General features: G+C 73.9%; 16 protein-coding genes and 1 tRNA gene. 8 read left to right on the plus strand and 9 right to left on the minus strand.

Going from position 1 to position 13,811, the window contains the following annotated elements:
• Nucleotides 1–14: 14 nt before the first annotated feature.
• On the minus strand, nt 15–1,169 hold the full coding sequence (gene ygfZ / locus CLV28_RS10575) for a CAF17-like 4Fe-4S cluster assembly/insertion protein YgfZ (RefSeq protein ID WP_100423290.1): 1,155 nt from the start codon (nt 1,167–1,169) through the stop codon (nt 15–17).
• Nucleotides 1,166–1,744, minus strand: a complete 579-nt coding sequence (locus CLV28_RS10580; protein ID WP_100423291.1) for a heme-binding beta-barrel domain-containing protein — start codon at nt 1,742–1,744, stop codon at nt 1,166–1,168. The genes ygfZ and CLV28_RS10580 overlap by 4 nt, the downstream gene beginning before the upstream one ends.
• 204 nt (nt 1,745–1,948) lie before the next feature.
• On the opposite strand from CLV28_RS10580, the gene CLV28_RS10585 reads away from it, so the two are divergent.
• A complete protein-coding gene (locus tag CLV28_RS10585) occupies nt 1,949–2,338 on the plus strand; it encodes a DsrE family protein (RefSeq protein ID WP_239073061.1) in 390 nt (129 codons plus the stop codon).
• Here CLV28_RS10585 and CLV28_RS10590 read toward each other — a convergent pair.
• The 4 genes from CLV28_RS10590 to CLV28_RS10605 are packed head-to-tail and all read right to left on the minus strand — an operon-like array spanning nt 2,335 to nt 4,502.
• The gene (locus CLV28_RS10590; RefSeq protein WP_100423293.1) at nt 2,335–2,853 is read right to left on the minus strand and encodes a YcxB family protein; all 519 of its coding nucleotides are present in this window, start codon (nt 2,851–2,853) and stop codon (nt 2,335–2,337) included. The two genes, CLV28_RS10585 and CLV28_RS10590, sit on opposite strands and share 4 nt — an antisense overlap.
• 7 nt (nt 2,854–2,860) lie before the next feature.
• Nucleotides 2,861–3,340 (minus strand): DUF4395 domain-containing protein, encoded by a 480-nt coding sequence (locus tag CLV28_RS10595; protein ID WP_100423294.1) that lies wholly within the window; start codon nt 3,338–3,340, stop codon nt 2,861–2,863.
• Complete coding sequence (locus CLV28_RS10600; RefSeq protein ID WP_100423295.1) at nt 3,337–3,765, minus strand: thioredoxin family protein; 429 nt, start codon at nt 3,763–3,765, stop codon at nt 3,337–3,339. Before CLV28_RS10600 ends, CLV28_RS10595 begins: the two co-directional genes overlap by 4 nt.
• Complete coding sequence (locus tag CLV28_RS10605; protein WP_100423296.1) at nt 3,765–4,502, minus strand: hypothetical protein; 738 nt, start codon at nt 4,500–4,502, stop codon at nt 3,765–3,767. Before CLV28_RS10605 ends, CLV28_RS10600 begins: the two co-directional genes overlap by 1 nt.
• A 155-nt stretch (nt 4,503–4,657) precedes the next feature.
• On the opposite strand from CLV28_RS10605, the gene CLV28_RS10610 reads away from it, so the two are divergent.
• Both CLV28_RS10610 and CLV28_RS10615 read left to right on the plus strand, forming a co-directional pair.
• Complete coding sequence (locus CLV28_RS10610; RefSeq protein ID WP_239073062.1) at nt 4,658–5,413, plus strand: winged helix-turn-helix transcriptional regulator; 756 nt, start codon at nt 4,658–4,660, stop codon at nt 5,411–5,413.
• Between the two features lie 33 nt (nt 5,414–5,446).
• Complete coding sequence (locus CLV28_RS10615; protein WP_100423297.1) at nt 5,447–6,382, plus strand: alpha/beta fold hydrolase; 936 nt, start codon at nt 5,447–5,449, stop codon at nt 6,380–6,382.
• Here CLV28_RS10615 and nth read toward each other — a convergent pair.
• Nucleotides 6,351–7,097 carry an endonuclease III gene (nth, locus tag CLV28_RS10620; protein WP_100423298.1) on the minus strand — a complete coding sequence of 249 codons (747 nt, stop codon included), beginning with the start codon at nt 7,095–7,097 and terminating at the stop codon, nt 6,351–6,353. The genes CLV28_RS10615 and nth overlap by 32 nt on opposite strands.
• A 165-nt stretch (nt 7,098–7,262) precedes the next feature.
• On the opposite strand from nth, the gene CLV28_RS10625 reads away from it, so the two are divergent.
• On the plus strand, nt 7,263–7,940 hold the full coding sequence (locus tag CLV28_RS10625) for a Crp/Fnr family transcriptional regulator (protein WP_100423299.1): 678 nt from the start codon (nt 7,263–7,265) through the stop codon (nt 7,938–7,940).
• Nucleotides 7,941–8,005: 65 nt separating this feature from the next.
• On the opposite strand, the gene CLV28_RS10630 is transcribed toward CLV28_RS10625, so the two are convergent.
• Both CLV28_RS10630 and sp36 read right to left on the minus strand, forming a co-directional pair.
• A complete protein-coding gene (locus CLV28_RS10630) occupies nt 8,006–8,524 on the minus strand; it encodes a RidA family protein (RefSeq protein WP_100423300.1) in 519 nt (172 codons plus the stop codon).
• A gap of 2 nt (nt 8,525–8,526) precedes the next feature.
• The gene (gene sp36 / locus CLV28_RS15545) at nt 8,527–8,691 is read right to left on the minus strand and encodes a Sp36 family protein (protein ID WP_157802606.1); all 165 of its coding nucleotides are present in this window, start codon (nt 8,689–8,691) and stop codon (nt 8,527–8,529) included.
• A gap of 115 nt (nt 8,692–8,806) precedes the next feature.
• Between sp36 and CLV28_RS10635 the strand changes: the two genes are divergently transcribed.
• The 4 genes from CLV28_RS10635 (at nt 8,807) to CLV28_RS10650 (ending at nt 13,806) form a co-directional block, all read left to right on the plus strand.
• On the plus strand, nt 8,807–11,146 hold the full coding sequence (locus CLV28_RS10635; RefSeq protein WP_100423301.1) for a transglycosylase domain-containing protein: 2,340 nt from the start codon (nt 8,807–8,809) through the stop codon (nt 11,144–11,146).
• An 8-nt stretch (nt 11,147–11,154) separates the two neighbouring features.
• Nucleotides 11,155–12,156: a metallophosphoesterase gene (locus tag CLV28_RS10640; RefSeq protein WP_100423468.1), complete on the plus strand. Its 1,002-nt coding sequence runs from the start codon at nt 11,155–11,157 to the stop codon at nt 12,154–12,156.
• 165 nt (nt 12,157–12,321) lie between these two features.
• A tRNA-Pro gene (locus tag CLV28_RS10645) sits at nt 12,322–12,398 on the plus strand.
• Nucleotides 12,399–12,585: 187 nt separating this feature from the next.
• Entirely contained in the window at nt 12,586–13,806 is a 1,221-nt protein-coding gene (locus CLV28_RS10650; protein ID WP_100423302.1) for an NAD(P)/FAD-dependent oxidoreductase, read from the plus strand.
• The last annotated feature ends 5 nt before the right edge of the window (nt 13,807–13,811 follow it).

Below are 13,811 nucleotides of genomic sequence, written 5' to 3' on the forward strand. Positions count from 1 at the left end.
GGGCACAGCCTGCCTCAGAGCATGCTCTTCGGCGCGCCGTCCCCCCGGGGCGTGAGACCGCGCGCGACCGGGCCGCGTGCCGCGGGGCGGTCGGCCGAGACGCCCTCGCCCGGCACGACGACCTCCTGGGTCGCGCTCACGGCGCCGCCCTCGCAGTCGACGACGAGCTCGACGTCCTCGGACGCGGAACGCTTGAGCACCGCCAGCGCGACCGGGCCGAGCTCGTGGTGCCGGGCCACGCTCGTGACCTGCCCGACGACGCGACCGGCTTCGCCCGGCGTGCGGACGTCGGCCCCGGGCTCGGGCAGGAGGTGCCCCGAGCCGTCGAGGTGCAGCATCGTCAGGCGCCGCGGGGGCCGGCCCAGGTTGTGCACGCGCGCGACCGTCTCCTGACCGCGGTAGCAGCCCTTGGCCATGTGCACCGCGGTGCGCAGCCAGTCGAGCTCGTGCGGGATCGAGCGGTGGTCGACCTCGGTGCCCAGGCGCGGGCGCCAGGCGGCGACGCGCTCGGCCTCGGTCGCCCACGTGCCCGCGAGGCGCCATCCCGCGGCCTCGCGCGCGGCGACCTCGCTCTCGAGGTCGCCGCGCGGCACGAGCACGAGTCGCCACGCGCGCTCGGTGCCGGGGTGCTGGTCGGCGGGCGGGCCGTAGCGGGTGCCGCCGCCCGTGACCGCGGGCCACGGGTCGCGCCAGGTCACGGGCTCGCCCTCGGCCCCCTCGGCGTCGACGGGCTCGCCCACGGCAGCGTAGTCCGCGGACGCGTCGAGGATCTCGACGCGCATCATGAACTTCATGCGGTCGAGCCAGGCCGCGAGGTCGGCGGCGTGCGACCCCTCGGTCACGAGCCAGGTCGTGGTGCCGTCGTCCACGACGCCGGCCGCGTGCTCGACGTGCCCCTGCGGGCTCAGCACGAGCAGCTCGGTCGAGGTGCGCGGCGCGAGCGCGAGGAGGTCCTGCGACGTGATCGAGTGCAGCCACGAGAGCCGGTCCGGGCCGGTCACCGTCACGACGCCCAGGTGCGACTGGTCGACGACGGCGCCGTGGTTCGCGAGCGCGCGCTGCTCGCCCGCCGGGTCGCCGTAGTGCCAGGCCACGCCCGCGTCGGGACCCGAGCCCTCGACCGCGCCGTGACGCGCGAGCAGCGGCGACGCTCCCGCCGCGGCGGTCACTGCCGCACCAGGCGCGCGGACGCGTACGACTGCATGGGGTGGCCGAACGCCGCGATCTCCTGGATCCACAGCAGGTCGCCCTCGACCAGGCCGAACAGGCGCTTGGACGCCCCGACCTCGGCGGCCGTGCCCGTGCGCGCGATCAGGTCGCTCGCGAGGTCGACGCGGCCGTTGCCCACGACGCCGAGGTAGACGCTCACCCGGCCCGCGGCGTCCGCGAGCAGCACCTCGAGCGGGAACCGGCCCTCGGCGAGCCCCTCGGGCCGCTCGGACGCGACGCGCCAGTAGCCGGTCTCGGTCGACCAGACCGTGCCCGCCGTGGGGTCGTCCGCGCCCGGGACCGGGGCCAGCGGGGCGCCGTCCGGCCCCACCTCCGGGACGGGCGCGTCGAGCACGCGGACCGTCGAGACGAAGCGCAGGTACGGGCCGCCGTCGTGGTCGAACGTCACGTCGCTGACGAAGGGTGCGGCGTCGATGCCGGGGTAGTCCAGCACGCCCTGCCCGCGCCAGCTCCCCAGGAGCCACGCGAGGGGGTAGACCTCGGGCGAGAGGTCGTCGGGGATCTCGAACGCCATGGTGCCTCCGATCAGCGGTGCGTCGTCCAGCGGTGCGTCCGCACGGGTCAGCGCTGACCCTTGAAGAGCTTGTAGACGACGTACCCGGCGAACCACGTGATCGTCACGGTGGCGGCGAGCAGCAGACCGAGGAAGAGGACTTCGTACGCGTGGGTCGACATGCGGCCGATCCTACCCGCCGGTGCGCGGGCCTACGCTCGTGCCGTGAGCAACGACACGACACCCCCGACCGTCACCCGCAGCCTCGTCGTCAAGGCGACCTCGGGGCTCGACCGCCCTGAGGCCGTCAACCAGGCGCTCACCGTGGCCGCGGCCGCGGTCGCGGCGGGCGCCGAGGTGAGCGTCTGGCTCACGGGCGAGGCCGCCTGGTTCGGGCTGCCCGGGCGGGCGGCCGAGCTCGAGCTCGAGCACGCGGTGCCGCTCGCCGACCTGCTCGAGGTCGTGCTCGCCGCCGGGACGCTCACGGTCTGCACGCAGTGCGCGGCGCGGCGCGGCATCACCGAGGACGACGTCATGCCGGGCGTGCGCATCGCGGGCGCGGCGGTGTTCGTCGAGGAGTCGCTGCGCCCGGGGGCGCAGGCGCTCGTCTACTAGCCTGCTCGCTCGCCCTCGGCGCGGCGCCGGACCTCCGCGAGCAGCTCGGCCGCTCCCGCCGCCCGCTTCGGGACGATGAACGCCTCGGAGGCGCCGACACGGACGAACCCGTGCGAGTCCGTCTCCTCGACGTGCGAGACGCCGCTCCACGCGACCGAGGTCCGCAGCCCGGCGACGTCCTCGTGCAGCCCCTCGTCGTCGGTCCGGAGGTTCGCCGCGCCGGTCGCGCCCAGACCGTCGACGGCGGCGAGCCGGTCGATGTTGCGCGCGAGCTCCTTGCGGCCGACCGCCGGGAACACGAACCACATGACGGCCGCACCGATCGCTGCGACGACGAGGCCGCCGAGCCAGTCGCCCACGACGAGGCCGATGAGCAGGACCGGGATCACCAGCACGGCCGCGGTCACGGCCAGACGCTGGTTCCGCGCCCGGGCGACGAGGACCGGGGACGTGCGTGCGAGGTGCTGGGCGTACGCGACCTGGTCGTCGGTCGTCGCGACGTAGTCGATCTGCACGGCGGCCTCAGGCGCGGCGCGCGCCGCGCAGGCGGCCGAGCAGCACGTAGAGCTCGCACCCGAGGCACAGGCCGAACACCGCGTTGAGCAGCGCAGCGACGAGCGCCACCGCGGCCGCGACGGGCACGGCGGCGAGTACGCCGAACGCCCCGAGCACCGCACCGACCCCCGTGATCGCGAACCCGACCTGCTGCGCGAATCGCGGCGGCCGGGCGTCCTCGACCTCGTCGGACGCCGCGAGGCGGGGTCGCACCCAGTGCGCGAAGACCCAGCCCTGCCAGGTGTGCTGCGCGCCGCGCACGGCCCCGACCGCGAACCCGGCGGCGACGACCGCGAGCACGACCAGCCCGCCCACCGAGGCGCCGAGCACGAGCACGACGGCGAGCAGGAGCGCGGTCACGGCCGCGCCGAACCGCGGGCCGCGCACGTCGATCACGGGGACGTCGCGGGTGGGGGCGCCCGTCACGTCCGGGGTCTCGGGGGTCATCGTGCTCCTGTCGTGGCGAGGGCGAGCGCCTCGCGGGCCTGGCGGGGGCTCATCGCCCCGCTGGATCGGGCGACCTCGGTGCCGGTGCGGTCGAGCACGAGCACCGTGGGGGTGCGCAGCACGCCGTGCCGACGCACGAGGTCGGGGTGGTCGTCGACGTCGAGCTCGACGTGCGCGACGTCGTCCACCTCGGCCGCGAGCGCCCCGAGGACGCGCGCGGTCTGCCGGCACGGGCTGCAGACGGCGGCCGAGAACTGGACGAACACGGCACCGGCGGGCTCGACGCCCGTGCCGTGCCAGGCCGCGAACGCGTCGTCCGCGGCCACGGGGCGGACGGCGCGCACGACGCCCTGCCGTCGGCTCCACCACAGCCCGAGCACGAGGGTCGCGACGACCACGACGGCGAGCAGGACGAGGCGGTCCATCACACGCCCACGATCCGGCCGACGACGTAGACGAGCGAGCCGCCGAGCGCGACGGGCAGCACGATCGCGGCGAGCGCCGCGGCGCGGCTCTCGCGCACCACGCGCATGCGGCCGAGCAGCAGGTGGGCCGCGGCGACGAGGAGGCCGGCCACGAGGCCCGCCCACACGCCGTCCACCGCGGGCAGGTCGGGCATGACGGCGGCGACCGCGCCGCCCCCGACGACGCCGACCAGGACGGTGAGGCCCTCGCCCCACCAGCCGCGGAACGACAGCGCCGAGAACGCGGCGGCGACGGCGAGGGCGGCCGCGCACGCGACCACGAGCGCGACCCCGCCGTCGCTGCGCACGGTCGCGAGCCAGCCTGACGTCGCGACCGCGATCACGGTGCCGGTCACGGTGCCCGTGACGGAGTCGACGAGTCGCGGGCGGCCGTCGTGCCGGATCATCTCGTTGACGAACGCGAGGAGCACGGCCATCGCGAGCACGAGGGGGAGGTTGCGCAGCGCCTGCTCGCCCTTGGTCAGGTGGACCCCGGCGACGGCCCCGAACCCGGCGAGCAGCATCACGGTGCGCGTGCCGCCCGGGGCGGGCAGGTCGAGCAGCGCGGGCCACCCGTAGGCGAGCAGCGCGACGAGCACCGCCGAGGCGACGAGCAGCGGGATCGCGCCGGCGAAGGCCGCGGCGGCGAGGGCGACGGCCGCGACGGCCGTGCCGACGGCACGCGTCGAGGTCAGCACGGGCCCTCCTGGGCGCGCACGGGCCTCGTGGGGCGGCTCTCGCGGTGGTCTGGCACGCCCGACAGTCTCGCAGATCGGTGCGTGCGCACCGAAACGGCGGGGCGCGCGGTACGGTGACGTTCCACCGTGAGGTGTTCCGCCCGAGGAGGTAACCGGTGGCCGAGCTGCTGATCCTGACCCCGTCGACGGGGGGTTCCGCCGAGGTTCTCCCTGCCCTGGGGCTGCTCTCGCACCGGGTCCGAGTGCTCCCCATGGAGCCGTCGGCGCTGGTCGACGCGCCCGACGCCGACGTCGTTCTGCTGGACGCGCGCCGCGACCTGGTCGCTGCCCGCACGACGTCCCGGCTGCTGCACGCGACCGGTCTGACGGTCCCGCTCGTGCTCGTGCTGACCGAGGGTGGTCTGACCGTCGTGACGGTCGAGTGGGGCGCCGACGAGCTGCTCCTGGAGTCGGCCGGCCCGGCCGAGGTCGAGGCGCGGCTGCGGCTCGTGCTCGAGCGGTCCGCGGCGGCGGGCAACGACTCGCCCGACGAGGAGATCTCCGCGGGCGAGCTCGCGATCGACGTCTCGGGGTACACGGCCCGCCTGCGCGGCCGCCCGATCGACCTCACGTACAAGGAGTTCGAGCTCCTCAAGTACCTCGTGCAGCACCCGGGGCGTGTGTTCACGCGCGCCCAGCTGCTGCAGGAGGTCTGGGGCTACGACTACTACGGGGGCACCCGCACGGTCGACGTGCACGTGCGACGGCTGCGCGCGAAGCTCGGGCCCGAGCACGAGCAGCTCATCGGCACGGTGCGCAATGTGGGCTACCGGTTCGACCCGCCCAAGGAACGACGCGCCGCCCCGGCCGAGGCCACGGGTGAGAGCGCTACCTCCTCGGCAGGCCGGGACACGGCCGCGTCGGACGTCTGACCGTCGGCCCCCGTCACGGTAGGTTCGGGGGCGATGATCGCCGACTACACGAGCGCCCTCCACGACGGCCCGTGGCACCACGAGCTCGTCCCGGCCAACGGCGCGCGCTTCCACGCCGCCGTGTGCGAGCCCGCCGAGCCGCGGCCCGCTCCCCTCGTCGTGCTGCTCCACACGTTCCCCCAGTACTGGTGGGCGTGGCGTCACCAGCTGCCCGCGATCGCCGCGGCCGGGTACCGCGTCGCCGCGATCGACCTGCGCGGCAACGGGGCCTCCGACAAGCCGCCCCTCGGCTACGACACCCCCATGCGCACGCGCGACGTCGCGGGCGTCGTCCGCTCTCTCGGCGCGGACCGCGCGGTCGTCGTCGGCCACGGCACGGGCGGGACCGTCGCGTGGGCCATGGCCGCGCTCCAGCCCGCGGTCACCGCGGGCGTCGCGGCCCTCGCCGCCCCGCACCCCGCACGCCTGCACGTCTCCGGACGCCGCGTGCTGACCCGGGTCGCGCGCCGTCACCTCGCGTTCGCGCAGGTCCCCGGCGTGCCCGAGCGCGCGCTCGCGCACGGCGACCTCGTCGACCGGCTGCTCGACGACGGTGCCGTGGTCCCGTTCGAGCGCGACGTCGTCGAGACGTACCGCACCGCGCTGCGCATCCCGTTCGCCGCGCACGGCGCCCTCGAGGGCGCGCGCTGGCCCGTGCGCTCGCTGAGCGTGCCCAGCGGACGCCGGTTCACCGGCTCGATGCGCCGCCGCATCGACGTGCCCGCGCTGCTCGCGATCGGCGAGCACGACCCGTTCGTGCGCCGGCGCGGCGTCGACACGGACGCCGCCGCGCTGGCACGGCACCTGCGGATCGAGGAGGTGCCCGGCGTCGGGCACTACCTGCCCGAGGAGGCGCCCGACGCGGTCTCCGCGCTGCTGGTCGACTGGCTCGACGACGTCACGAGCCGCCCGGGGCCCCGGGCAGCTTGACCATGCGGGCGGCCGCGACCGGGTCGTTCTCGCCGATCCCTGCCGACGCGCACAGCCCGGCGACCGCGCACGCGCCGCACGCGGGCCGCCGCGCGAAGCACACGCGCCGCCCGTGGAAGATCAGCCGGTGCGACAGCGCCGTCCACTCCCGCTTCTCGACCAGGCCGCCGACGACCGTCTCGACCTTGACCGGGTCCTCCTCGTCGGTCCAGCCCAGCCGCCGCACGAGCCGCCCGAAGTGCGTGTCCACCGTGAGCCCCGGCACGCCGAACGCGTCGCCCAGCACCACGTTCGCGGTCTTGCGCCCCACGCCCGGCAGCGCGACCAGGTCGCGCATGCGGGCCGGCACCTGCCCGTCGTGCCGCTCGACGAGCGCCGCGCCCAGCCCCATGAGCGAGCGCGCCTTGGCCCGGAAGAACCCCAGCGGGCGCAGGATCTCCTCGAGCTCGGACGGGTCCGCCCCCGCGTACGCCGCGGCGTCCGGGTAGCGCGCGAACAGCTCGGGCGTCGTCGCGTTGACCCGCACGTCGGTCGTCTGCGCCGACAGCACCGTCGCGACGAGCAGCTCGAGCGGCGTCGTGAAGTCGAGCTCGCACCGCGCGTCCGGGTGCACGAGCGCGAGCTCGCGGTTGGTCCGGCGCGCACGCCGCACGAGCGCGAGCCTGCTCTCGGGGGCACGCTCGACGGAGGCTGCCTCGCCGGCACGGGGAGTCATCCCGCCAGACTACGCACAGCGTCCTGGGCGCCGCCTGACCGGCCGAGTTGCTCCGATAGGGCAGACTGGACCCTGGATTCCCCCCAGGATCCTCGGACGACGCGGCACCACCCCCGAAGGGACGCGGCCGTCGCCCGGACGTACGGACGACGAAGGACAGTTCGCGTGGACGACGACGTTGTGCTCTCGGCCCCGCTCTTCGCGACCATGGAGCGCGAGGAGACGGCTCGACTCTTCGAGTCGATGACCCAGATCGAGCTCGCCCGCGGCGAGGTGCTGTTCCGCGAGGGCGAGCCCGGCGACCGCCTCTACGTGATCGGCGAGGGCAAGATCAAGCTCGGGCGCCGCTCGAACGACGGCCGCGAGAACCTGCTGTCGATCCTCGGGCCCGGCGAGATGTTCGGCGAGCTCTCGCTGTTCGACCCGGGGCCCCGCACCGCGACCGCGAGCGCGGTCTCCGAAGCCGTGGTCCACGAGCTCGGCCACCAGCAGCTCGTCGCCTGGATCGAGACCCACCCGGGCGTCGCGACGCACATGCTCAACGCGCTCGCCCGCCGCCTGCGCCGCACCAACGAGACGCTCGCCGACCTCGTCTTCTCGGACGTCCCCGGCCGTGTCGCCAAGGCGCTGCTCGACCTCTCGCACCGCTTCGGCGAGACCACCGACGAGGGGCTGCGCGTCGCGCACGACCTCACGCAGGAGGAGCTCGCACAGCTCGTCGGCGCGTCCCGCGAGACGGTGAACAAGGCCCTGGCCGACTTCGCCGCCCGCGGATGGGTGCGTCGCGAGGGCCGCGCCGTGGTGCTGCTCGACCTTGAGCGTCTCGAGCGCCGCGCGCGCTGACACGCCCGCACCCCTGACACGAGGGGCCGCGCACCGATCCGGTGCGCGGCCCTTCGTCGTTCGCCCTAGTCGCCGAGCTCGACCACGATCTCGACCTCGACCGGTGCGTCGAGCGGGAGCACCGCGACCCCGACGGCCGAGCGCGCGTGCACGCCTCGATCGCCGAAGATCTCGCCGATCACCTGGCTCGCGCCGTTGACGACGCCCGGCTGTCCGGTGAACGACGGGTCGCTCGCGACGAACCCGACCACCTTGACGACGCGCGCGACCCGGTCGAGGGACCCCGCGACGTCGTGCACCGCGGCGAGCGCGTTGAGCGCACAGGTGCGTGCGAGCTCCTGGGCGTCGGACGCCGCGACGAGCCCCGGCCCGTCACCGACCTTGCCCGTGGCGGGCAGGGCGCCGTCGACGAACGGGAGCTGGCCCGACGTGTAGACGTAGCCCCCGCTCACGACGGCCGGCACGTAGCTCGCGACCGGTGCGGCCACCGCGGGGAGCTCGATGCCGAGCTCCGCGAGCCGCGCCGCGACCGTGCCGGCGGCCGAGCCGCCGGGCGCCGACCCGCCCGCCGGGGCGCCGGTCATGCTCAGGCCTCGCCCGTCGGACGCTTCAGGTAGGCCACGAGCCCGTTGCCGTCGGGGCCCGTGACGACCTGGACGAGCTCCCAGCCGTCGGCGCCCCACTGGTCGAGGACAGCCTTGGTGTTGTGGATGATGAGGGGGATGGTCGCGTATTCCCAGGTGGTAGCCATGACCTGAGCCTAGCCGGAGACGCACCGCCGGTCCGTCGAACCCGCACACAACCCGCACACCCCGGAGGGTGGACCTGCCGGGGTCGGCGGGGCCTTCTCCCGTACGCTGGGCACCATGGCTTCTTCCGCGCGCTCCCACGGTCGCCACGTCACCGTCTTCCAGCTCGTCGCCCTGCTGCTCGCCCTCGTGCTCGTGGCAGGGATCGGTGGCATCCTCGCGGGCGGTCTGCTGATCCCCGTGGCGGCCGGCACCAAGACGCTCGCGGACAGCGCGGTGCAGGTCTTCGACGACCTCCCCGACGACCTCGAGCCCGGACCGCTCTCGCAGCAGTCGGTGATCTACGCGAACGACGGCAAGACCGTGATCGCACGGTACTGGACCGAGAACCGGATCGTGGTCGGCCTCGACGAGGTCTCGCAGCCCATGAAGGACGCGGTCATCGCGACCGAGGACAAGCGCTTCTGGGAGCACGGCGGCGTCGACATCACGGGCACCACGCGCGCGTTCGTCAACAACTTCTCGGGCGGTGACGTCGAGGGTGCGTCGACGCTCACGCAGCAGTACGTCAAGAACGTGCTCATCGAGCAGGCCGTGCGTGACGACGACCCGCTGGCCGCCGAGGCCGCGCGCGCCCAGACCAACGAGCGCAAGCTCCGCGAGGCCAAGCTCGCGATCGCGCTCGAGAAGAAGATGACCAAGCCCGAGATCCTCGAGGCCTACCTCAACATCTCGCAGTTCGGCAACGGCGTGTACGGGGTCGAGACCGCCGCGCGGTACTTCTTCGGCAAGCACGCGAAGGACCTCAACATCACGGAGTCCGCGACGATCGCCGGCATCACCAAGGGCCCCAGCGCGTACGACCCGACGATCAGCGAAACGACGATGAAGAACGCGACGGGTCGTCGCAACACCGTGCTGAACCTGATGTACCAGCAGAACTACATCACCCTGGACCAGTTCAACACCGCGCGGACGTCGAAGCTCGAGGACACGCTCGACCTGCACCCGGTAGAGGCCGGCTGCGCCGCGTCGCAGCAGTACGCGTTCTTCTGCGACTACGTGACCAAGGAGATCGTCGCGCAGCCCGCGTTCGGCGAGACCGCCAAGGACCGTCAGGACCTCCTGTACCGCGGCGGCCTGAGCATCGTCACGACGGTCGACCCGACGATGCAGAAGGCCGCGTACAAGGACATCACCGAGGCCGTGCCGGCCGACGACCCGTCGACGCTCGAGGCCGCGATCTCCTCGGTCGAGCCGGGCACGGGCAAGATCCTCGCGATGGCGCAGAACCGCCCGTACAACCCTGCCGCGACCGACAACGCCGAGGGCACGGTCGTCAACTACAGCGCTGACATGGCGCACGGCGCGTCCGACGGCTTCCAGGTCGGGTCGAACTTCAAGCCGTTCGTGCTCGCCGAGTGGCTGCGCAGCGGTCACACGCTCAACGAGACGGTCAACGCGAACAAGGTTCCCCGGAACCCGAGCTGGTTCGACACGGGCTCGTGCTCCGGGCCGCTCGCTGACCAGGAATGGACCATCGCCAACTCGGAAGGCAACATCAGCGGCAACGTGAGCGTGCTCAAGGCCACCGCGCAGTCGATCAACACCGCGTTCGTGGACATGGGCAGCAAGCTCAAGCTCTGCAACATCCGCGACACCGCGTGGGACTCCGGGTTCCGTCCGTCCAACGCCGCCAACCCGACCGTCGACGACATCGAGCTCCAGGCCCCGATGATCATCGGTACGGGCGTCTCGTCGCCGCTGCAGATGGCCGCTGCGTACGCGACCTTCGCCTCCGGGGGGACGTACTGCACCCCGATCGCGATCACGAAGGTGACCGACGCGGACGGCAAGGACCTCGCGGTGCCCGGGCAGGACTGCGAGCAGTCCCTCGACCCGAAGATCGCCAACACCGTCGCCTACGCCATGAAGGGCCCCCTGGCGCCCGGCGGCACCGCCCCGCACGCGGCGCTCGACCGGCCTGCCGCCGGCAAGACCGGCACGACCCAGATGAGCGCGCAGACCTGGTTCACGGGCTACACCCCCGACCTCTCGACCTCGGTGTGGGTCGGCAGCGCGGAGGGGAACAAGCAGTTCAACATGGACACGACGGTCAAGGGTGTCCGCTACGCCCCGCTCTACGGCTCGTCGATCGCCGCGCCCACGTGGCACGACTTCATGACGACCGCGCTCGAGGGCGTTCCCGCCCGCGACTTCGCCGCACCGGACCCGACGATGGTCGGCAAGCCCAAGCCCGCCTACACCCCGCCTGCCGACGACGACAAGGACTCGGACGACGGCGACAAGGGCAAGGACTCCGACAACGGGTCGGACAAGGGCGGCGACAAGGGCGGCGACGCCGAGAACACCAGCAACACCCTGACCGACCTGCTCGACGACGCCGCCTCCGGGCAGTGGGACGCCGACCTGTGGGGCGACGGGAGCAACGGCTGAGCCCCGCGGTGGCCCGCGCGGGCCGCTGGCTCGGCGCGGGTGCGGCGGTCTGCGCCGCCGGGCTTGCCTACGCGCACCTCGAGACGAAGCTCTTCACGCTGCGCGAGCGGACCGTGCCGGTGCTCGCCCCGGGCGCGCGCGACCTGCGCGTGCTGCACGTCTCCGACCTGCACCTCACACCCGGTCAGCGGCGCAAGATCGACTGGGTCCGCTCGCTCGCGGACCTCTCCCCCGACCTCGTGGTCAACACGGGCGACAACATGGCCCACCGGGGCGCGCTCGCACCGCTCCTGCACGCGCTCGAGCCGCTCCTCGTGGCCGCGCCCGGGGCGTTCGTCATGGGCTCGAACGACTACTACGCGCCCGTCATGAAGAACCCCGCGCGCTACCTGCTCCCCGACGCACGCTCGCCCCGCACCACGAAGCAGCCGAACCTCCCGGCCGCCGAGCTCGCGCTCGCGATGCGTTCCGCGGGCTGGCGGGACCTGTCGAACCGCCGCGACACCGTCGTGGCCGACGGGCGGCGCATCGACCTCGTCGGGGTCGACGACCCGCACCTCGACCTGGACGTGTTCCCCGTTCGCGATGAAGGCAGTGACCTCGGTGGCCGCAGTGACCTCGGTGGCCGTGGCCGCAGCGACCCTGACGCCAGCACCCCGCCCGCCGTGCGCGACCCGGCGACCGCGCTGCGGCTCGCCGTCACGCACGCGCCGTACCGCCGCGTGCTCGACCAGATGCACGACGACGGCAACGACCTGATCCTCGCGGGCCACACGCACGGCGGCCAGCTGCGCTTGCCGTTCTACGGCGCGCTCGTGACGAACTGCGACGTCGACCGCCGCCGCGCGAGCGGGCTGCACGGCTGGCCGGGTGCCCGACCCGACGCGCCGGGCGGGCACGACTCGACCTGGCTCGAGGTGTGCGCGGGAGCCGGCACCTCGCCCTACGCCCCGGTGCGCTTCGCGTGCCGTCCCGAGGCCGTGCTGCTCACGCTCACCGCCCGCTCCTGACCGTCCGAGAGCCCGGACCGGGGCGTGCGCAGGGCCGCGGACCGCGGCGGATCCGAGCGCTCCGTGGTCGAGTTTCGTTCCTGGGCCCATCGTCGTCTATGCTGGGCAGGCTCCACCGGAGAACGCGGTCTCACCGCGGTCCGGCAGAGCGCGGTGACACATCACCGGGGTGTGGCGCAGCTTGGTAGCGCGCGTCGTTCGGGACGACGAGGTCGCAGGTTCAAATCCTGTCACCCCGACCAGCAGAAGGCCCTCGAGGGATTCCCTCGAGGGCCTTTCTCGTGCCCCGACGAGCGCGGCACCCTGTCCATCCCGTGGGCACCACGAAGGATCCTTAACACTCCGGACACACGCCCGCAGCACGTGCGAGCGCTCCGCGGTCCACACTGGGCAGCAGCAGGTCGACACCGCGGTCACCGGAGGTTCCCCATGGTTGAGACGTTCGTCCTCGTCGGAGGCGGGCTCGCGTCGGCGCGCGCCGCCGAGACGCTCCGCAGCGAGGGGTTCGGCGGGCGCATCGTCCTCGTGGGACGCGAGGGGGTCCGACCCTACGAGCGGCCGCCGCTGTCGAAGGACTACCTGCGCGGCGAGGTCGAGGGCGAGTCGGTGTTCGTCCACCCGTCCGGCTGGTACGACGAGCGCGACGTCCGCCTCCGGCTCGGTCTGCCCGCGGTGGGGCTCGACCCTGCCAACCACCACCTGACCCTCGCGGACGGCACGCTCCTGACGTACGACAGGCTGCTGCTCGCGACCGGGTCGACGCCGCGCGCGCTGCCCGTCGCGGGTGGTGACCTCGCGGGCGTGGTCTCGCTGCGGACCGTGGGCGACAGCTCGCGCCTGGCCGCGCAGCTCGGCGTGGTGCAGGACGCCGGCGGGCGGGTCGTCGTGCTCGGCTCGGGCTGGATCGGGCTCGAGGTCGCGTCGGCCGCGCGGGCCGGCGGCATCGACGTGACGGTCGTCGGGCGCTCGTCGGTGCCCCTCGCGGGGCCGCTCGGCGCGCACCTCGGCGGGTTCTTCGCCGACCTGCACCGCGAGCAGGGCGTGCGGCTCGTGGGCGACGCGAGCGCGGTCGCGCTGACCGGCACCGACGGGCGGGTCACGGGCGTCGACCTGACCACGGGCGAGCACCTGCCCGCCGACCTCGTGCTCGTCGCGATCGGCGCGCTGCCCGAGGTGCGGCTCGCGAGCGTCGGCGGGCTCGCGCTCGACCCGACCACCGGTGGCGTCCTGACCGGGCCGACCCTCGCGACGTCCGACCCCGACGTCTTCGCCGCGGGCGACGTCGCCGCGGTGCCGTCCGAGCGCTACGGGACCACGCTGCGCGTCGAGCACTGGGCGCGCGCGAACGACCAGGGCCCGCACGCCGCCCGCGCGATGCTCGGATCACGCGACCCGTACACGACGCTGCCGTACTTCTTCACCGACCAGTACGACCTCGGCATGGAGTACACCGGGTACGTCGCGCACCCCGACAAGGCCGAGATCGTCGTCAGCGGGTCGCTCGAGGAGAGCGAGGCCGTGGTCTTCTGGATCGAGGACGACCGCGTCGCCGCGGGCATGGCGCTCAACGTCTGGGACCGGCAGGACGACGTCGCCGCGCTGATCGGTCAGGACGAGGTCGACCGCGCGGCGCTCGAGGCGTTCGTCTGACGGGT

Source organism: Sediminihabitans luteus, from assembly GCF_002797595.1.
Lineage (GTDB): Bacteria > Actinomycetota > Actinomycetes > Actinomycetales > Cellulomonadaceae > Paraoerskovia > Paraoerskovia lutea.